This is a genomic window from Rhizobacter sp. (assembly GCF_046595475.1).
Classification (GTDB): Bacteria; Pseudomonadota; Gammaproteobacteria; order Burkholderiales; family Burkholderiaceae_C; genus Rhizobacter.
The window spans coordinates 1-18,014 of the sequence record NZ_JBKJOQ010000124.1 but is presented as its reverse complement, the minus strand read 5'-3'; the positions used below and the strand labels follow the sequence as shown (position 1 = coordinate 18,014).

At 63.3% G+C, this 18,014-nt stretch carries 15 protein-coding genes and 1 pseudogene; 3 read left to right on the top strand and 13 right to left on the bottom strand.

Annotation, left to right across the window (positions count from 1 at the left end; genetic code table 11):
• Window positions 1-56: 56 nt before the first annotated feature.
• The 6 genes and pseudogenes from AC30QB_RS22590 to AC30QB_RS22565 form a co-directional block, all read right to left on the bottom strand.
• Window positions 57-1,427: pseudogene (locus tag AC30QB_RS22590) on the bottom strand (methyl-accepting chemotaxis protein); the annotation flags it as partial.
• Window positions 1,428-1,503: 76 nt separating this feature from the next.
• Window positions 1,504-3,063, bottom strand: coding sequence for a methyl-accepting chemotaxis protein (locus AC30QB_RS22585; RefSeq protein WP_489548532.1), 1,560 nt, complete (start codon window positions 3,061-3,063; stop codon window positions 1,504-1,506).
• A 20-nt stretch (window positions 3,064-3,083) separates the two neighbouring features.
• A complete protein-coding gene (locus AC30QB_RS22580; protein ID WP_489548531.1) occupies window positions 3,084-4,652 on the bottom strand; it encodes a methyl-accepting chemotaxis protein in 1,569 nt (522 codons plus the stop codon).
• A gap of 87 nt (window positions 4,653-4,739) precedes the next feature.
• Window positions 4,740-6,854, bottom strand: a complete 2,115-nt coding sequence (locus tag AC30QB_RS22575) for a chemotaxis protein CheA (protein WP_489548530.1) — start codon at window positions 6,852-6,854, stop codon at window positions 4,740-4,742.
• A gap of 54 nt (window positions 6,855-6,908) precedes the next feature.
• Complete coding sequence (locus AC30QB_RS22570; RefSeq protein WP_489548529.1) at window positions 6,909-7,271, bottom strand: response regulator; 363 nt, start codon at window positions 7,269-7,271, stop codon at window positions 6,909-6,911.
• Between the two features lie 60 nt (window positions 7,272-7,331).
• Window positions 7,332-7,793, bottom strand: a complete 462-nt coding sequence (locus tag AC30QB_RS22565) for a hypothetical protein (protein ID WP_489548533.1) — start codon at window positions 7,791-7,793, stop codon at window positions 7,332-7,334.
• A gap of 172 nt (window positions 7,794-7,965) precedes the next feature.
• On the opposite strand from AC30QB_RS22565, the gene AC30QB_RS22560 reads away from it, so the two are divergent.
• Window positions 7,966-9,135 carry a hybrid sensor histidine kinase/response regulator gene (locus AC30QB_RS22560; protein ID WP_489548528.1) on the top strand — a complete coding sequence of 390 codons (1,170 nt, stop codon included), beginning with the start codon at window positions 7,966-7,968 and terminating at the stop codon, window positions 9,133-9,135.
• 28 nt (window positions 9,136-9,163) lie between these two features.
• The gene (locus AC30QB_RS22555; RefSeq protein WP_489548527.1) at window positions 9,164-9,805 is read left to right on the top strand and encodes a response regulator; all 642 of its coding nucleotides are present in this window, start codon (window positions 9,164-9,166) and stop codon (window positions 9,803-9,805) included.
• A gap of 117 nt (window positions 9,806-9,922) precedes the next feature.
• Here AC30QB_RS22555 and AC30QB_RS22550 read toward each other — a convergent pair whose 3' ends face one another.
• From AC30QB_RS22550 to flhD, 7 genes are all read right to left on the bottom strand, one after another.
• On the bottom strand, window positions 9,923-10,567 hold the full coding sequence (locus tag AC30QB_RS22550; protein ID WP_489548526.1) for a protein phosphatase CheZ: 645 nt from the start codon (window positions 10,565-10,567) through the stop codon (window positions 9,923-9,925).
• An 11-nt stretch (window positions 10,568-10,578) separates the two neighbouring features.
• Entirely contained in the window at window positions 10,579-10,974 is a 396-nt protein-coding gene (gene cheY, locus AC30QB_RS22545; RefSeq protein ID WP_489548525.1) for a chemotaxis response regulator CheY, read from the bottom strand.
• Window positions 10,975-11,004: 30 nt separating this feature from the next.
• On the bottom strand, window positions 11,005-11,985 hold the full coding sequence (gene motB / locus AC30QB_RS22540; RefSeq protein WP_489548524.1) for a flagellar motor protein MotB: 981 nt from the start codon (window positions 11,983-11,985) through the stop codon (window positions 11,005-11,007).
• Between the two features lie 117 nt (window positions 11,986-12,102).
• Complete coding sequence (gene motA / locus AC30QB_RS22535; RefSeq protein WP_489548523.1) at window positions 12,103-12,963, bottom strand: flagellar motor stator protein MotA; 861 nt, start codon at window positions 12,961-12,963, stop codon at window positions 12,103-12,105.
• A 196-nt stretch (window positions 12,964-13,159) separates the two neighbouring features.
• Window positions 13,160-14,749 (bottom strand): methyl-accepting chemotaxis protein, encoded by a 1,590-nt coding sequence (locus AC30QB_RS22530; RefSeq protein WP_489548522.1) that lies wholly within the window; start codon window positions 14,747-14,749, stop codon window positions 13,160-13,162.
• A 362-nt stretch (window positions 14,750-15,111) separates the two neighbouring features.
• Window positions 15,112-15,648 (bottom strand): flagellar transcriptional regulator FlhC, encoded by a 537-nt coding sequence (gene flhC, locus AC30QB_RS22525; RefSeq protein ID WP_489548521.1) that lies wholly within the window; start codon window positions 15,646-15,648, stop codon window positions 15,112-15,114.
• 48 nt (window positions 15,649-15,696) lie between these two features.
• Window positions 15,697-16,020 (bottom strand): flagellar transcriptional regulator FlhD, encoded by a 324-nt coding sequence (gene flhD / locus AC30QB_RS22520; RefSeq protein WP_489548520.1) that lies wholly within the window; start codon window positions 16,018-16,020, stop codon window positions 15,697-15,699.
• A 707-nt stretch (window positions 16,021-16,727) separates the two neighbouring features.
• On the opposite strand from flhD, the gene AC30QB_RS22515 reads away from it, so the two are divergent.
• Window positions 16,728-17,558, top strand: coding sequence for a flagellin N-terminal helical domain-containing protein (locus AC30QB_RS22515; RefSeq protein WP_489548519.1), 831 nt, complete (start codon window positions 16,728-16,730; stop codon window positions 17,556-17,558).
• Window positions 17,559-18,014 lie beyond the last annotated feature (456 nt).

Genomic DNA, 18,014 nt, shown 5'->3' with positions numbered 1-18,014 from the left:
CACGGCCCTGGTCGACCAGGCCGGCACCACCATGCGGGAAGTGGTGGCCTCGATCAAGCGCTGATCTCGCCCATGATGTCGGTCACGCGCTTGATCGAGGCCACCACTTCCCGCATGGTGGTGCCGGCCTGGTCGACCAGGGCCGTGCCTTGCTCCACCCGTTCCACGCTGGTAGAGATGAGGGCCTTGATTTCCTTGGCCGCACCGGCCGAGCGCTGCGCCAGGTTGCGCACTTCGGCGGCCACCACGGCGAAGCCGCGGCCTTGCTCACCCGCGCGGGCCCCTTCTACCGCGGCGTTCAGCGCCAGGATGTTGGTCTGGAAGGCAATGCCGTCGATGGTGCCGATGATGTCGGCGATGCGCTTGGACGATTCGTTGATGCCCTTCATGGTGTCGACGACGCGGTTCACCACCTCGCCACCGGAGACAGCCACGGTCGACGCGCTCAGCGCCAACTGGTTGGCCTGACGTGCGTTGTCGGCGTTTTGCTTGACGGTGCTCGCCAGCTCTTCCATCGACGCGGCAGTTTCTTCCAGCGCGCTGGCTTGCTCTTCGGTACGGCTGCTCAGGTCGAGGTTGCCTTGCGCGATCTCGGCGCTGGCCGTGGCCACGCCTTCGGCGTTTTGGCGCACGCCGCCCACGATGCCGCGCAGGTTGACCTGCATCTTGGCCAGCGCTGCGAGCAGGCGACCCATCTCGTCAGTGCTGTCCGAGGTGATGGTGTGGCTGAGGTCGCCATCGGCAATGCGTGCCGCGTGTTCGCCGGCGAGGTTGGCACCGGCCGCCAGCTTGCGAGAAATGAGCCAGCCGAAGCCCAGACCCAGCGCGATCATGCTGGCCAGGGTGATCACCATCAACACGCGGGCGCGGCTGTAGAGCGCGTCGGCCTCTTCGCTCGCGGCGTTGGCGCCGGCGGTGTCGAGGGCCATCAGCTTGTCCAGCGCGACGTTGGCGGCTTCGTAGGCCAGGCGGCCCTCACCGGTTGCAATTTGCTTGGTCTCGGCAGCCTTCATGTCGCGCATCAGCTTGATCATGCGCGGGCTCAGTGCTTGGAAAGCCTTGCGTTGCGCGTCGAATTCATCGAACAGGGCCCGTTGCTTGGGGCCGCTGATCAGCTTGTCGTAGGCGTTGCGGTGCTCGTCGCTGCGTGCTTGCAGCTTCTCCATGAGCTTGGACAGGTCGTCGACCTTGCTCGGCTCTTCCAACATGGTGAGCTGCAGGCGGGCGATGCGCAGCTCGCCCAGGTCGTCGTTCAGTTCGCCCAGTGATTTCACGCTGGGCAGCCAGTCGCGGGCAATCTCGGTCGACTTGCTGTTGACTGATTGCAGCAACTGTATGGAGATGGCACTTTGCAGCAGAGCCACGGCCAGCACGAGGCCAAAGCCGCCCATCAGCTTGGTGCGAATACTCAGGTTCTTCAGGTTCATGGCAGTCCTAGGATGGTTATAAGGCGTTTGAAGCTGAGGCGTTGATGCACGACGGTTCCGGTTCGGTCCGTGAGGGCTAACAACGCTGAAGTTGAAAGGTGGCAACCACCTGAGCCAGCCGTGCGGCTTGCTCCTTGAGGCTCTCGGCGGCTGCGGCCGATTCCTCGACCAGTGCGGCGTTTTGCTGGGTCATCTGGTCGAGCTGCGTGACGGCCACGTTCACCTGGCCGATGCCGTCGCTTTGCTCAGCCGATGCGGTGGTGATCTCGCCGATGATGTCGGACACGCGCTGCACACTGCTCACGATTTCGGTCATGGTGGCGCCCGCATCGGCTACCAGGCGCGAGCCCACTTCGACGCGTTCGACGCTGGCGCCGATCAGGCCCTTGATCTCTTTGGCGGCCTCGGCCGAGCGGCCGGCCAGGCTGCGCACCTCTGAAGCGACGACCGCAAAGCCGCGGCCTTGCTCGCCGGCACGTGCCGCTTCCACGGCCGCGTTCAGCGCCAGAATGTTCGTCTGGAAGGCGATGCCGTCGATCACGCCGATGATGTCGCTGATCTTCTTTGAGCTGGCGGTGATCTCGTTCATGGTGGTCACCACTTGCGAGACCACGTTGCCCCCGCGGGCGGCCACTTCGGCGGCCGAGGCGGCGAGTTGGTTGGCCTGGCGGGCCGAGTCGGCGCTGTTGCGCACCGTGGCGGTCAGCTGCTCCATCGACGAGGCGGTTTGCTGAAGGTTAGAGGCGGTCTGCTCGGTGCGCGCGCTCAGGTCTTGGTTGCCGGTGGCGATTTCGGCCGAGGCGGTCGAGATGCTTTCGGTCGAGCTGCGCACCTCGCCTACCACCTGCTGCAGCGAGCCCTGCATGTCGGAGAGCGCGCGCAAGAGGTCGCCCAGCTCGTCGCGGCGCGTCGAGTCGATGCGTTGCGAAAGGTCGTTGTTGGCGATGACGCGGGCGGCGCTCACGGCCTCGATGACAGGCCCCGTGACAGAGCGGGTGATCAAGAGGGCCATGCCGCCACCGACGGCCAGGCTCACCAGCGCAAGCGCGACCAGCACGGTCTTGGCCATGGCCAGGCCGCTGCTCAAATCGGCATTCTGCTTGTCCACGGCCCGGCGTTCGTAGTTGCGCAGCTCGGTCATCGCGCCCAGATAGGCGATTGCGGCGGGCAGCAGCTTTTCCTTCAGCAGGGCTTCGGCCGCAAAAGGGTCGCCCACTTTTACGTGCTCGTAGAGCTGCGTGCGCAAGACCACGTAGGCATCGCGCTTTTGGCTGATGGTCGTCATCAGCGTGCGTGCGGTGTCGGTGCTGACAGTGGCTTCCATGGCCTTTTGCAGCGCCGAGATCTCTTGCGAAGTTTCCTTGATCAAGGGCGTGAAGTAGGCGTCGACATCGGTTTGCCCGGCCGCCTTGGCGATGGCCACCGTGCGCGTCAGGTTGAGGTGCGTCTTGCCCTCCCACTCATCGACGAGGTTGGCGCGTTGCTGGCTGACGGCGGCCTCTTTCATGGCGCGATCGGTTTGCACCATCTGCAGGTAGGCCACGCCCACCATTGCCAGCAAAAGGGCCAACACTGCGCCGAAGCCCACGCTGAGGCGCGTTCCGATCTTGAGATTGTTGAGGGCGTTGATGTTCATGTGGAGCTCACTTTTGTTATCTAGGGCTGGCTTTTTTCCGCCAGTCGAAAGGTGCTTACGACCTTTGCAAGGCTTCCTGCTTGCTGCTTCAAGCTTTCTGCAGCGGCGGCCGATTCTTCGACCAGTGCGGCGTTTTGCTGCGTCATCTGGTCGAGCTGCACGACGGAGGTGTTGACTTGCGCGATGCCGTCGCTTTGCTCCGAGGCGGCAGCCGTGATCTCGCCAATGATGTCGGACACACGCTGCACGCTGCCCACGATCTCGGTCATGGTGGCGCCGGCATCGATTACCAGGCGCGAGCCGGCTTCGACCTTGTCGACGCTTGCGCCGATCAGGCCCTTGATCTCTTTGGCAGCCTCGGCCGAGCGGCCGGCCAGGCTGCGCACTTCGCTGGCCACCACGGCAAAGCCGCGGCCTTGCTCGCCGGCACGCGCCGCTTCAACGGCGGCGTTGAGCGCGAGGATGTTGGTCTGGAAGGCAATGCCGTCGATCACGCCAATGATGTCGGCGATCTTCTTCGAGCTGGCGTTGATCTCGTTCATGGTGGTCACCACTTGCGAGACCACGTGGCCGCCGCGCTGGGCCACTTCGGCGGCCGAGGCGGCGAGCTGGTTGGCCTGGCGGGCCGAATCGGCCGACTGCTTGACGGTGCCGGTGAGCTGCTCCATAGACGACGCGGCCTGCTGCAGGTTGCTTGCAGTCTGCTCGGTGCGTTGGCTCAGGTCTTGGTTGCCGACCGCGACCTCATGGCTCGCGGTCTGGATGCTCTCGGCGGACTCGCGCACCTGCCCGACGATGCTCGCCAGAGAGAGCTGCATGCGTTGCAGTACCCGCGTCATCTCAGCCAGCTCGTCGCTGCCTTGCACGTCGATGTGATGAGACAGGTCGCCGTCGGCGATGCGGCCGGCGAAATGCTGCGCCAGCGCCACCGGTTTCAAGATGGAGCGGGCGATCGCCCAGGCGATCAGGGCACCCACCGCGGTGCAAACCACCAGCCCGACCGCCAATGCGATCAGCACTTTCTGCAGGACGCTCTCGGCCAGGCCGAACACCTCTTTGCTCACCTTGCCGACGGCAGTTTCCACGTTGTCGAGCAGGGCCGCGGCCTCGCCGTATGGCGCCTGCGATGCCTGGAACGCCAGAGAGGCTTCTTTCGCGTTGGCGTAGCCATTGCTCATGAGCTTTTCTGCCACGGGCACGAAGGCCTTGCGATATGCGCTGACGTGGCCGCGGAATTGTTCGAGCTTGCCTTCGGCCTCTGCGTTGCCAGCCACCAGAGTGCCGTAGTCTTTCATCGCTTGGTCGACCCCGACTTGGGCTTGGTCCCATTCCGCCTTGGCCTGCTTCATCTGGGCTTCGTCGGAGATGCCGGCCACCAGCGCAGCGCCGGCGGCACGGCCTTCGAGCAGCCTGAACTTGGCCGCGATCGCCACCGCATTGGCTGGCTGGATCTTCATGGTGATGCCGCGGAAGGCCTTCTGCACGACCACCAGGCCAAAACCGCCGACGGAGGCGAGCAAGAAGGACAGCATCAAGACGGTGCCGAAGCCGAGGAGAAGACGATTTCGAATGCGAAGTCGGCTGAGCATGATTCAGTCTCTTTTGGAAGAAGGGTGCATCGGTTCAGGTCTGCAGGCTGCCTGGCGTCTGGGGTTGGGGTTGGGGTGGGCCGGGTGTCAGTGCCGCGAGCGGCGCACCAGGCTGCTCACGTCGAGAATCAGCGCCACGCGGCCGTCACCCATGATGGTGGCGCCCGACACGTCGTTGACCTTGCGGTAGTTGGCTTCCAGGTTCTTCACCACCACTTGCTGCTGGCCGAGCAACTCGTCAACCAGCAAGGCGATGCGGCCGCCTTCGGCTTCCACCACCACCATGATTCCGCTCACGTGCTCGAAGTCGAAGCGCGGCACGTTGAACACGTGCTCCATCTCCAGCACTGGCATGTACTCGTCGCGCACTTCAACCACGCGGCCACTGCCACCGATGGTCTTGACCATGTCGGGCTGCACCTGGAACGACTCGACGACCGAGCTGAGCGGGAGGATGTAGACCTCTTCGCCCACACCGACCGACATGCCGTCCATGATGGCCAGCGTGAGGGGCAGGCGCACCGAGACGCGCATGCCGTAGCCTTCGGCCGAGTCGATGTCGACCGTGCCGCCTAGCGAGGTGATGTTCTTCTTGACCACGTCCATGCCGACACCGCGGCCCGACACGTCGGTGACCACGTCAGCGGTGGAGAAACCGGGCGCGAAGATCAGCGACCACACTTCGGTGTCGCTCATCGAGTCGGGGGCATGTATGCCGCGTTCGCGGGCTTTCTTCAGCAGTTTTTCGCGCGACAGGCCGCGGCCGTCGTCGCGCACTTCAATCACGATCGAGCCGCCCTGGTGCGATGCACTCAGGGTGATGGTGCCGGTCTCGGGCTTGCCCTTGGCCAAGCGTTCCTGTGGGGTCTCGATGCCGTGGTCGCAGCTGTTGCGCACCAAGTGGGTCAGCGGGTCGGTGATCTTCTCGACCAGGCCCTTGTCGAGCTCGGTGGCTTCACCGAGCGTCACGAAGTCGACCTTCTTGCCGAGCTTGGCGGCCAGGTCGCGCAGCATGCGAGGGAAGCGGCTGAACACCATCGACATCGGAATCATGCGGATCGACATGACCGACTCTTGCAAGTCGCGGGTGTTGCGGTCCAGGTCGGCCAGGCCGGCGGCCAGCTGCTGGTAGAGCGTCGGATCGAGGCCCTGGGTGTTTTGCGCCAGCATGGCTTGGGTGATCACAAGTTCACCCACCAGGTTGATGAGCTGGTCGACCTTCTCGACCGACACGCGCAGCGTGGAGGCTTCGACCGCGGCCGCAGGCTTCTCGGCCTTGGGCGCCGCTTTCGGGGCTGCCTTGGTGGCCGCGTCGGTGTCGGTGCCTGTTGCATCAAGCGGTGCGGCGCTCGCTGATTGCGAGGGCGAGCCGGGGGCATCGTCGAAGAAGCCATAGCCCACGTCGGCTTGCTCGGGCTCCGGGGCACCGGGTGCGCCGCTGTGAAAGCCGTAGCCATCGCCCAGGGGCAGCAGGGCGACTTGCTCGCGCGAGACGTGGAAGGTCAGCAGGTCCAGCAGGTCACTGTCGGTGCTGGTGGTGCAGACCTTGAAACGGCGCATGCCGTCTGCGGGCATGCCATTGTCCAGCGGCTCGATGGTGCCGAGGTCGGTGATTTCCTTGAACAGGTCGACGATGTTGTTGGCATCTTCTGGTTTGTCCAACGGGCCTACGCGCAGCTCGAGTATGCGGGCGGCCTTCTTGGCCGGTGAGGCGGGCGACGCAGGGGCCGCCAGTACCGAGGCGGCAGGCGCGGCTACAGAGGCGATGACCAGGGGCGCTTCGCCGGCCGACATGGCGCGAATGTTGAATAGCAATTCGGTGGTGTCGACCGCAGCGCCGTCGCCGTTCTGGTGGCGCGCCAGTTGGCTGCGCAAGGCGTCGCCCGACTGCAGCAGCACGTCAACCATGGGAGCGGTGGGCTCCAGCTCGTGGCGGCGCAGCTTGTCGAGCAGCGTTTCCATTTGGTGGGTCAGCTCGGCCACATCTTTGAAGCCGAAGGTGGCGGCGCCGCCCTTGATCGAATGCGCGCAACGGAAGATGGCGTTCATCTCCTCGTCGTCGGCCGACTCGATGTCGAGGTCGAGCAGCAGCTTCTCCATGCGGTCGAGGTTCTCGCCCGCCTCTTCGAAGAAAACTTGATAGAACTGGCTCAGGTCAATGCCGGCGCTCAGTTGAGAGCCTTCTGAGGACATCTCGCCCATGGCGTGCTCCTGGATATGTGTGTGTTGTCGGTGGGGAGAGAAGGAGCAGCGCGCTTACTTCACGACTTTCTTGATCACTTCGATCAGCTTGGCCGGGTCAAAGGGCTTGACGAGCCAACCGGTGGCGCCGGCCGTGCGGCCTGCCTGCTTCATCTGGTCGCTCGACTCGGTGGTCAAGATCAGGATGGGCGTGGTCTTGAACTTGGGGTTGTCGCGCAGCTTCTTGGTCAGGCTGATGCCATCCATGCGTGGCATGTTCTGGTCGGTCAGCACGAGATCGAAGTCGCGGCCGTTGGATTTTTCGTAGGCGTCTTGGCCGTCCACGGCTTCCACCACGTTGTAGCCGGCGCTCTTCAGCGTGAACGACACCATTTGGCGCATAGAGGCTGAATCGTCGACTGCGAGGATTGATTGCATGGCTTTCTCCGGGATATCTCGAATGAATTTCGGTTGAATGGATGTCGTCTTGAGTCGTGTCTAGAACAGCTCGATGGATCCGACATCCATTTCGGCCTGAGTCACGGGGTTGGGTCGCAGCGGTACTTCTTCGGCTGCGGCCATGCCGTCTTCGTCATCGGCAAAGGCTTCGCGGGCCAACCGGTCCACGCAGCTGCGCAGCCGCTTGTGGGTGTGGTTGATCAGCTGTGAGGCCATGTCCTGGAACTGCAGGGCCGTGACGGCGCCGCCCAGGTTCTGCATCACGTCGTTGAAGACGGCGTCGTCGTCTTCGACGGTGTGGGGCTGCGAGCGCAGGGTGTTGATGTGCTGCGACGCGCCATGGAAACGCTGCATCAGCGTGTCGCAGGCGTCAGACAGCAGCGTCTGCAAACGGTCCAGGTCGTTGCTCGCGGTCATCAAGTGGTCTTGCAGGTCGGCTGCGGCCATCAGAGGCAGCGAGCCAGCAGCAGACGATGCTTGAGCTTCGTTCGCGTCTTCCATCAGCTTCAGGTCTCCGCTCGGTTTTGGGGGGCTGAGTGCGCGCATGGCGAGGCACTCAACGGGGGCTTCTGAAGTGGATTTTCGGCAGCTGCGGCCGATACATAAGCTCAATCACGGGCAATAAGTCCCGGCAATTCGCGAGACTGGGGCATCCGTTGGCATACTTCTCGCCATGTCACCCCCTTTGCCCGAGAAGCGCTTGCGCGTCCTGCATCTGGAGGATTCCGAGCTGGACCATCAGCTGATGCTGGCCCACCTGCGTCGCGGGGGGCTGGTGGTCGATGCGGTGCGGGTCGACTCGGAGGCCGAGTTTCTGCGGGCCATAGAACCCGATCAAGACTGGGACGTGGTGGTGTCTGACTACAACCTGCCCGGTTTTTCCGGCCTGGTGGCGCTGGATCTGCTCAAGGCCAGCGCCTTGATGGTCCCTTTCATATTGGTGTCGGGCGAGATCGGCGAAGACACCGCGGTCGAGGCCATGCGCAATGGCGCGTCTGACTACCTGCTCAAGAACAACCTCACCCGCCTGGCGCCGGCCCTGCTGCATGCCGTCGAAACGCACGAGCTGCTGCTGGCGCGCCAACGGGCCGACCACGAGCTGGGCGAGTCCAAGCAGCGCGTGCACGAGCTGGCACAGCACCTGCAAACCAGCGTCGAGCTGGAGCGGGCGGCCATTGCCCGTGAGATTCATGACGATGTGGGGGGCTCGCTCACCGCGCTGAAGTTTGACCTGGCCTGGATCGCCCGCCATTCCGACTCGCCCGAGGTGCTGGCGCGGGTGAATTCGGCGCTGGAGACCGTGAGCCACGCCATCGAGGCCAGCCAGCGCGTGATGCACAACCTGCGCCCGGCCATCCTGGAGCAGGGCTTGATCGCCGCCTTGCAGTGGATGACCAGCCGTTTCGAGAAGCGCACCGGCATCACCTGCACCTTCCGCTCGCGCCACGAGCACCTGAGCCTGCCCGTGGGCGTGCCGCTGGTGGCGTACCGGGCGGCACAAGAGGCGCTGACCAATGTGTCCAAGCACGCCGAGGCGAGCCAGGTGCACATCGACCTGTCGCTGGCCGGGGGCGTGCTGTCGCTTGAGATCAGCGACAACGGCCGTGGGCTCAACCCCGACGACCTGGCCAAGGCGAGATCGTTCGGCATACGCGGCCTGCACGAGCGCGCCGGCACGGTGGGCGGCTGGGTCGACCTGAGCAGCGGCCCGGCGGGCACCACGCTCATCCTGTCGGTGCCGCTGGGGGCCGACGAGAGCGTTGACATGGAAATTGCCGGCGCCAGCGACGAGTCTGGAGAATCGTCCGGCCCCTACGATCCTACGGTGTGGGGCGCTCTATGATGGCCGCTCCTCCCATCGCAGTGACGCCATGATCAAAGTCTTGCTCTGCGACGACCACGCCCTCATCCGGCGCGGGATCCGTGACACCTTGTCTGATGCTCCCGACATCGAAGTCGTGGGTGAGGCCGGCGACTACGGTGAGCTGCGCTCGCTCATGCGCACGGCCGGCGAGGTCGACGTGCTGGTGCTCGACATCAACCTGCCCGGCCGCAGCGGGCTCGACGTGCTGCACGTGCTGAAAGACGAAGGCACGACCATGCGGGTGCTGGTGGTGTCTATGTACCCCGAAGACCAGTACGCCATCCGGGCCTTGCGTGCCGGCGCCTACGGTTATGTGAACAAGGGCGGCGACCCGCAGCTCATCGTGGCGGCTGTGCGCACGGTGGGGCAGGGGCGCAAGTACGTCACACCCGAGATTGCGCAGATGCTGGTGGAGAGCCTCACCACACCGGGCAACGAGGCGGCGCATGAGAAGTTGTCTGACCGCGAGCTGCAGACACTGGTGATGATTGCCTCTGGGAAGAGGCTGTCTGATATCGCCGAGGAGCTGACGCTGTCGCCCAAGACGGTGAGCGTGTATCGCGCGCGGGTGCTGGAGAAGCTCGGGTTGTCGAACAACTCTGAGATGACGGTCTACGCCATTCGCAACGGGCTGGTCGGTAGCGAGTAGGAAGCGCCGCTTCGCACAAGCGAAGCGACGTGCCCATCAAGCAACGCCCGCGGAACCGGCTTTGCCGGGCCGCCAGGCGGCGCCCCTTGGGGGCAGGAGCGAAGCGACTGGGGGGCCTTAGAACCCGAGGCTCGCCAGCAGGTCGTCCACTTCCCCTTGGTTGGCCACCACATCCGCACGGCCTTGCGGGTTGACCACCGGCCCGTTCAGCGATGCCGTGCTGTGCTCGATCACCTTCACCGCTTCAGGCGGTGCAGCCTGAATCAGCAGCTTGACCAGGCTGTCTTCCAGATCGGCCGCAAGCGACACCACCTTGGCCACCACCTGGCCGGTGAGGTCGTGGAAGTCTTGCGCCATCATGATGTCGGTGAGGTGCTTGTCGATGCGCGCGGTGGCGTTTTCCACGTCGCTCACAAAATTCATCACCGAGCCCGAAGCCACGGCCTTCACCGGGTCGGCCACGATGGCCGCCGCGATGCGGCGCGTTTCCGCTGCGATGGTGTTGTGCTCCAGCTTGGCGTGGTCGACCGAGTTCAGCACCTTGTTGGCTGCAGCGCCTGTCTTCTCGGCGATGTAGTTCAGGCGGCTGCGCGCATCGGGCAGGTTGTTGGCGGCGTCTTGCAGCTTGGGCATCACACCCAGCTGGTGCAAGGTGTCGTGCAACTGGCGGGTGATCAGGCCCAGTTGTTGAAACACCTCGGGCGAGGCCGCGGCGTGAGCGTGCGCTGGGTTGGCCAGCACAGCCGTGTTGTCCATCTTCATGTGGATTCCCCTCAGGCCGCGGTGGCCAGCTTTTGCATGATCTTCTGAACCTTTTCTTCCAAGGTGGCCTTGGTGAAAGGTTTGACGATGTAGCCGGCAGCTCCGTCTTGCGCGGCGCGCACGATGTCTTCCTTGCGGGCTTCGGCCGTGACCATCAGCACCGGAATGTGCTTCAGGCTGGCCTCTGCCTTGATGGCCGCCAGCAACTCGAAGCCGTTCATGTTGGGCATGTTGATGTCGCTCACCACGAAGTCGAACTTGCCGTTCTTCAGCAGGTTGAGTGCGGCCACGCCGTCTTCGGCTTCTTCGGCGTTGTTGTAGCCAAGCTCCTTCAGCAGGCCGCGCACGATGCGCCGCATGGTGGAGAAGTCGTCGACGATCAGAAATTTCATGTCAGGTGTTGTCATGTCAGGCCTCGCGTGAATCTACTTCGGCTGTTATCGGGCGTTCGGGTTGGATATTGAGGGCACAGTTGGCGTCTCGGCCACCGAAACGGTGGTGGGCGTTGCATCTGCCGCAGCAGGCGCTGGTTCCTCTGGGGTCTTCTGGAAAAATCGGTCTTCGGCGTCGCGGTTCATCACGATGATGCTGATGCGCCGGTTGCTGGGGGCGAGCGGGTCTTCGCGCTCGAAAGGCACGCTGGCGGCCAGGCCCTGCACCCGCAAGATGCGCTCAGTGGGCAGGCTGCCCGCGACCAGCTCGCGGCGCGAAGCATTGGCCCGGTCGGCCGACAGCTCCCAGTTGCCATAGCCCAGGCCGCCACGATCGCCGGCAAAGGGCTGGGCATCGGTGTGGCCTTCGAGCGTGAGCCGGTTGGGCACCTCGGCCAGCACCGCGCCGATTTCGCGCAGCAGCTCACGCATATAGGGTTTCACGACAGCGCTGCCGCTGTCGAACATCGGGCGGCTCTGCTCGTCAATGATCTGTATGCGCAGGCCGTCAGGGGTCATGTCGAGCTTAATCTGGCTCTTGATCTGGCCGAATTTCGGGCTGTTGGCCAGCACCTCTTCCATCTGCTTCTTGATCTGTTCCAGCTTGCCGGCTTCAGCGGCGCGCTGCTCGGCGCGCATGGCGGCGAGGTTGATCGTGCTCTTGGTGGTGGCGATGTCGCCTTTCTTCACCTGGCCGCCGGCGCGGGTGAGGTCGGTGCCGCCACCTTTCACCACGTGCGACGAATCGCCCGAGCCGCTGCCGCCGCTCAAGAGCGCCACCTTCAGGGGCGACTGGAAGTAGTCGGCTATGCCCTTCTTGTCGCCTTCGGTGGTCGAGCCCAGCAGCCACATCAGCAAGAAGAACGCCATCATGGCCGTCACGAAGTCGGCATACGCGATCTTCCAGGCGCCGCCATGCACGGCGTGGCCGCCCTTCTTCACCCGCTTGATGATGATCGGCTGGAGCTTTTTGGAATCACCCGCCATGGCTCAGCTCCAAGCGAGCGCAGCAAAGCGCCCCATCAAGCAACCCCCGTGGAACCGGCTTTGCCGGGCCACTTGGGGGGCGCCCCTTGGGGGCAGGAGCGAGAGCGACTGGGGGGCTCATTTCTTGCCTTTTACGTGGGCTTCGAGCTCGGCGAAGTTCGGGCGTTCGGTGGAGTAGAGAACCTTGCGGCCGAACTCGACGGCCACTTGCGGGGCATAGCCCTGCATGCTGGCCAGGAGCGTCGTCTTGATGCATTGCAGCTCTTTGCCGCTTTCGTCGTTCTTTTGTTCCATCAGCCCAGCCAGCGGCTCGGCGACGGCGTAGGCCAGCAAGATGCCGAGGAAGGTGCCGACCAGGGCGGAGCCGATCATGCCGCCCAGGATGGCGGGCGGCTGGCCTACCGAGCCCATGGTGTTCACCACGCCCAGCACGGCCGCCACGATGCCGAAGGCCGGCAGCGCGCCGGCCAGGCGGGCGATGGCGGCTGCGGGTGCGTGCGCCTCGTGGTGGTGGGTGTCGATTTCGCTGTCCATCAGGCTTTCGATCTCGTGGGCATTGAGGTTGCCCGAGACCATCATGCGCAGGTAGTCGGTGATGAACTCGACCACGTGGTGGTCGTTGCCCACCGCGGCGTATTTCTGGAAGACCGCCGAGCTGTGCGGGTCGTCCACATCTTTCTCGATCGACATCAGGCCCTCCTTGCGGGCCTTCTGCAAGATGTCGTACAGCAGCGCCAACAGCTCCATGTAGCGCGCCTTGGTGTACTTGCTGCCCTTGAGCAAACCGGGCAGAGCCGACAGGGTGGCCTTCAGCACCTTGGGTTGGTTGTTCACCACGAAGGCGCCGAGGGCCCCACCCAGAATGGCCATCAGCTCTGTCGGCAAGGCGTGAATGATCACGGAGATGTTGCCTCCGTGAAGGATGTACGCCCCGAAGATGCACCCCAGGGCAACGCCGTAGCCGATGAGAACAAGCATGTTTGAGTGTTGTGGTTGCGCGTGAGCCCGCTGCGGTCGCTGCCAATGAGCCTCAGACCTTTATCGGCCTGAGACCCCTCGTGCTTGAGGGAGTGTGTGCGTCTGGCGGCTGTTTCGATCGCCTCAACAGCGGGGCTTTCCCGGCGCAAAACGCGTCACATTTCGCCTGTGCAAGCGACGGGCGCGCGTTCTGGGCTCACCTGGAAGCAAATTGAGCCCGCGACGCGGTGGCGTCGCCCGACAGCTTGAATACGCTGACCACGTTGGCCAGCTTGGCCGCTTGGTCTTTCAGGCTTTCCGCCGCCGCCGCGTTTTCTTCCACCAAGGCCGCGTTTTGTTGTGTCACTTGGTCGAGCTGGGTCACGGCTTCGCCGACCTGGTTGATGCCGGTGGATTGTTCAAGGCTGGCGCTTGAGAGTTCGCTGATGAGTTGGCTGACGCGCTCGACTTGCGAGACGATTTCCGACATCGACTCGCCTGCCTCGTTGACTTGGCGCGCGCCCACTTCGACCTTCTCAACGCTGGCGCTGATCAGCGATTTGATCTCTTTGGCAGCCTCGGCCGATCGCCCTGCCAGGCTGCGCACCTCGCTGGCCACCACCGCGAAGCCGCGGCCCTGCTCGCCTGCCCGGGCGGCCTCTACTGCAGCGTTCAGGGCCAGGATGTTGGTTTGGAACGCGATGCCGTCGATCACCCCGATGATGTCGGCGATCTTCTTGGACGACGCTGCGATGTCGCGCATGGTGCTGACCACGTTGCCGACCATCTCGCCACCGTTGGCGGCAGCGGCGGAAGCACTTGCGGCCAGCTGATTGGCTTGGCCCGCCGTTGCGGCACTCGTCTTCACGGTGCCGGAGAGCTGCTCCATAGACGCGGCGGTCTGCTGCAGGTTGCTGGCCTGCGTTTCGGTTCGTTGGCTCAGGTCTGAGTTGCCAGTGGCGATTTCTTGCGAGCCGGTGGCGATGGAGTCCGAGGCGCTGCGCACCTGCCCCACCAGTTGCGCCAGGCTGGCTTGCATGCTGCCCAGCGACGACAGCACGCTGCCAGCAGGCGCATGCTCCGCGCCTGGCAAGGGGCTCAAATTGCCGTCAGCCACCCGCTGAGCGGCGGCACCCAGCTCGCTGGGCTCGGCACCCAGCTGCCCCAGGATGCTCTTGGCGATCATCCACGCCAACGTTCCCCCGACCAGCAGCGCCGTTGCCAGCGCGGTGAGCATCACTGCCAGGAAGCCACTGGCCTGCTGCGCCGCGATCTTGTTCTCGACCTGAATGCGCTCTTCCTCGAAGTCGATGAGTTTGTTGATGGAGGCCAGCCACTGCACGTATTGAGGCTTGGCTTGCGTCCACAGCAAGCCTTGGGCTGCCGGTACGTCTCCTTTGTCCACCGCGGCGATGATCGCCTTCGTGGTACCCACCGCCTGACGCTCGATGTCCTTGATGCTGCTGTACAGCTGCGCCAGATTGGGGGAAGCGCCAGGGGCGCTGATCAGCGCCTCCAGCGGGCCGGCTGAACTGGCATAAAAGGCGGCCAGCGTGTCTATCGCAGCGACTTCTCGTTGACGGTCGGCGGGGTTTGCGCTGAGCACCACGTCGCGGATGGCGATCGATCGGTCGTGTGCCGAGCCACGAAAGTTGATCGCAAAGCGCTGGACTGAGGCATTCACTTCGCTGTTGGCGCGCAGCGAGTCGTTGATGATCTGCACCTTGACCACCGCAATCGCCGTCACGGCCACAAGGATCGACAAGATCAGGCCGAAGCCGAGGTACAGCCGCCGAGAAACTGTCATTCGAGAAAACATGTGATTTGCCTATTCGATGGAAGTGAACTGCCGGCCATCCGGGCCTTGCCGACAGCCGCCATCCCAGGCGGCGCGAGCAGACAGTTATCGGGTGTTCGGATGTCAAACTGAAGCAGCCGCCAGAGCGGCGTCGACATGCCGCGCAGGGGCACGCGAAGAAAAAAAGGCGGGCCCCTAGAGGCCCGCGATAAAGCACTTTCAAGTGCCAGGAGGAGACAAAAAAACCGTTGCAGAACAGGCCCTCAAGGTCAGCTTGCGCTGCCCGCTCCCCGAAGGGAGCATCGATCTTGGGTGGCCCGGCGATCGACTTGTTAGCTGTATCGACCGCTCTGGCAGGAACTTGAGAGATATCAATGCATCTGGATGCCGCCGGCGGCCTTGCCCTTGCCAGCGCGTGCCGGTGGGTTGCACAGGCCGCAGACGTAATGCTTCGAGATCTCGTGCGGGTGGCTCACGAAATGGCCGCCGCACTTGGAGCACTTGGTCATGGTGAGCATGCCGTTGTCGACAAACTTCACCAGGCGCCAGGCGCGTGTCACGGAGAGCAGGGCTTCCAGGTTTTGCGCCTGGGTCTGCTCGAGGTAAAGCTGGTAGGCCTTGATGACGGTGTCGATCTCGTCCATCTCGGCCACCTTGTTCAGGTACTCGTGGATGTTCAGGAACAGCGACGCATGGATGTTGGGTTGCCAGGTCATGAACCAGTCGGTCGAGAAGGGCAGCTGGCCCTTGCTCGGCGACTTGCCAGACACTTCTTTGTACAGACGCAGCAGACGTTCGTAGCTCAGATCGGTTTCAGATTCCAGCACCTGCAGGCGCGCGCCCAGGTTGATCAGCGTCACCGCGCGATCAATTTGCTTGGCTTCGGTAAGGATGCTCTTGCTGCGCATGGGAATCTCTCCTGATCTGTTTATGTAATGTGTGAGGGCTGGCTGAGCTCAGGCGGCTTCTTGGTGGCGGCCGGCCATCAAGATAGAAGCGTGCAAGCGGCTCGTCATGTCGTTGGCAGCGCTCTTGCCGTGGTTGGTGAGCAGGCCCCAGACCAGGTCGTCGTCCATGCGGAAGCGGCACAGCAGCGTGTTGCCGGCGGCGATCTTCATCATTTGTGCGGGCGTGAGCAGGCCGATCATCGCGGCGCTTTCTTCGCTGATGCCCAGGCGATACAAGGCTTGCTCGCGGTCGCTGCGGATCAGGCTTTGGGCCAACATCAGGTAGGACAGGTTGGCTTCGCGGATTTCGGTGAGGATTTGGTCGGCGTTCATGCTGTTGTTCCTTGGGTTGTCTGCTGGGTTTGTCTGCTGTCGTTGTCTGCGTTTTGATTTGCGTCTCAACGTGGAACGAATTGTGAAGATCAGAAATGAGCTGAAACATCAGGCCGTTTCTGTTGCTTGAGTCCAGCTTCTTCCATGCCCCTTGTCAGGCAACTTCCTACATGTAAGTCGGCGTAACCACCATTCGTGACTCAATGTGCAATTGGGGCTGCGGGTTACTACTCGGTTTGCGTTTTTCGAGGCTCCGCGATCGGCTCAGTCGGTGCCTAACCGGCAAGACGCGGAGGGCGGCGGCTGGCGCTCAAGGTGTGCGAGCGCAGGGAATGCGCCTCAAGTAGTGCGAGTCGAGTGCCGAAATACTTCAGCGGGCTGTAGATGCCATGAACACTGTTGAATTAGCCCGCCTTCTCTCGCTTGACTTTTTTTCTAAAGTTCTTGAAAGCAGGGTCCGATAACAAAACCAACGGGGATGTGATGAGCAAACCCGGGGTCCGGAGTAAGCGGCCAAGTGTTTCGAGAAGAGCATTCATATCAAGCGCTCTTCTCGGGATCTGAGGATGACGCGCGCCGGGCGCAGCAGGCCAAAGGTCTCGACCGATGGCAGTTCAAAGCAGAAGCGGAACCTAGATGGGTACGCAACTGTGGCGGCAATGCCGGCGCTTGCCGGAAGTCACTTCAACCGTACTGGAGATATTTAAATGGCAATGATGATCAACACCAACATCAACTCGCAGAATGCTCAGCGCAACGCGTCGATGACGCAAGGCTCCTTGCAGACCGCCATACAGCGCCTGTCATCGGGTTTGCGCGTCAACAGCGCCAAGGATGATGCGGCCGGCCTGGCCATTGCAGAGCGCATGAATGCCCAAGTTCGCGGCATGAATGTCGCCTCGCGCAATGCCAACGACGGCATCTCGCTGGCGCAAACCGCTGAAGGCGCGATCGGCAAAGTGGGCGACTCGATCCAGCGTATGCGTGAACTGGCCGTGCAATCGGCCAACGGCACCAACAGCGCTGCAGACCGCGACAACCTGCAAGCTGAATTCGCACAGCTCAACGCTGAAGTCTCTCGTGTGGTGACGGGCGCCAAGTTCAACGGCACTGCTCTGCTCGACGGCTCGACCGCGACGTTCGCTTTCCAAGTCGGTGCTGGCACCGCGGCGACCGACACGATCTCGGTCAACGCGGTTGACTTGAGCGGCACGGTTACCGCTGTTGGCGCACTCGACATCTCGGGTGCCACCAACGCCGGTGCCACGACTGCCATCACGGCGCTTGACACGGCGATCACTGCGATCACGACCGGCCGCGCCAACATGGGTGCTGTGCAAAACCGCTTCGACTCGGTCATCAGCAACCTGGCCACGTCGTCGGAAAACCTCTCCGCCGCTCGCGGCCGGATCATGGACGCCGACTTCGCTGCAGAAACGATGAACCTGTCGCGCGCTCAGATCCTGCAACAAGCCGGCACCGCGATGATCTCGCAAGCCAACCAGCTGCCCCAGCAAGTGCTGTCGCTGCTGCGCTAAAAAAACGAGGAGGTCGGGCGCTACGGCGCCTGGTCTTCTTTTTTTGGTGCGACGCCCTGTCTTGCTTTGGTGAGATGGGGCGTTGTGCTTTTGGCTTTGGCATGCCAACGCTGAGCATCAGCAGCTCAGCCTGACCCTTCGACAAGCTCAGGACAGGGTCCGCTTCGCGGATCGAAGGCCCGCTCGGTTTTGCCTGGGTCTTGTGCACTGCGTGAGGCCGCGCTGGGATTTCGCCCCGGCAGGCGACCTACTTTGGTATCTGCATAACTTTGCTTTGCAAAGTGAGCAGATCCCCGCTTCGCGAACTTGTGTCGACAAGAAAGAAGGCAAAGAAGCGACCCCTGCCGACTCGGCCCACGCTGCGCGAGGGCTGCCTTGCGCTGCTCGGGCTTTGCGGGTCGGGCAGAACTCGCTACGCGGCCTGCGGCCGCTGCGCTCTAACAGCTGCCCGAAGTC

Excerpts from the sequence above, each read along its gene's own strand:
- AC30QB_RS22585 (WP_489548532.1), bottom strand. The coding sequence starts at position 3,063 with ATGAACATCAACGCCCTCAACAATCTCAAGATCGGAACGCGCCTCAGC.
- AC30QB_RS22580 (WP_489548531.1), bottom strand. The coding sequence starts at position 4,652 with ATGCTCAGCCGACTTCGCATTCGAAATCGTCTTCTCCTCGGCTTCGGC.
- AC30QB_RS22575 (WP_489548530.1), bottom strand. The coding sequence starts at position 6,854 with ATGGGCGAGATGTCCTCAGAAGGCTCTCAACTGAGCGCCGGCATTGAC.
- AC30QB_RS22570 (WP_489548529.1), bottom strand. The coding sequence starts at position 7,271 with ATGCAATCAATCCTCGCAGTCGACGATTCAGCCTCTATGCGCCAAATG.
- AC30QB_RS22565 (WP_489548533.1), bottom strand. The coding sequence starts at position 7,793 with ATGGAAGACGCGAACGAAGCTCAAGCATCGTCTGCTGCTGGCTCGCTG.
- AC30QB_RS22560 (WP_489548528.1), top strand. The coding sequence starts at position 7,966 with ATGTCACCCCCTTTGCCCGAGAAGCGCTTGCGCGTCCTGCATCTGGAG.
- AC30QB_RS22555 (WP_489548527.1), top strand. The coding sequence starts at position 9,164 with ATGATCAAAGTCTTGCTCTGCGACGACCACGCCCTCATCCGGCGCGGG.
- AC30QB_RS22550 (WP_489548526.1), bottom strand. The coding sequence starts at position 10,567 with ATGAAGATGGACAACACGGCTGTGCTGGCCAACCCAGCGCACGCTCAC.
- cheY (WP_489548525.1), bottom strand. The coding sequence starts at position 10,974 with ATGACAACACCTGACATGAAATTTCTGATCGTCGACGACTTCTCCACC.
- motB (WP_489548524.1), bottom strand. The coding sequence starts at position 11,985 with ATGGCGGGTGATTCCAAAAAGCTCCAGCCGATCATCATCAAGCGGGTG.
- motA (WP_489548523.1), bottom strand. The coding sequence starts at position 12,963 with ATGCTTGTTCTCATCGGCTACGGCGTTGCCCTGGGGTGCATCTTCGGG.
- AC30QB_RS22530 (WP_489548522.1), bottom strand. The coding sequence starts at position 14,749 with ATGACAGTTTCTCGGCGGCTGTACCTCGGCTTCGGCCTGATCTTGTCG.
- flhC (WP_489548521.1), bottom strand. The coding sequence starts at position 15,648 with ATGCGCAGCAAGAGCATCCTTACCGAAGCCAAGCAAATTGATCGCGCG.
- flhD (WP_489548520.1), bottom strand. The coding sequence starts at position 16,020 with ATGAACGCCGACCAAATCCTCACCGAAATCCGCGAAGCCAACCTGTCC.
- AC30QB_RS22515 (WP_489548519.1), top strand. The coding sequence starts at position 16,728 with ATGGCAATGATGATCAACACCAACATCAACTCGCAGAATGCTCAGCGC.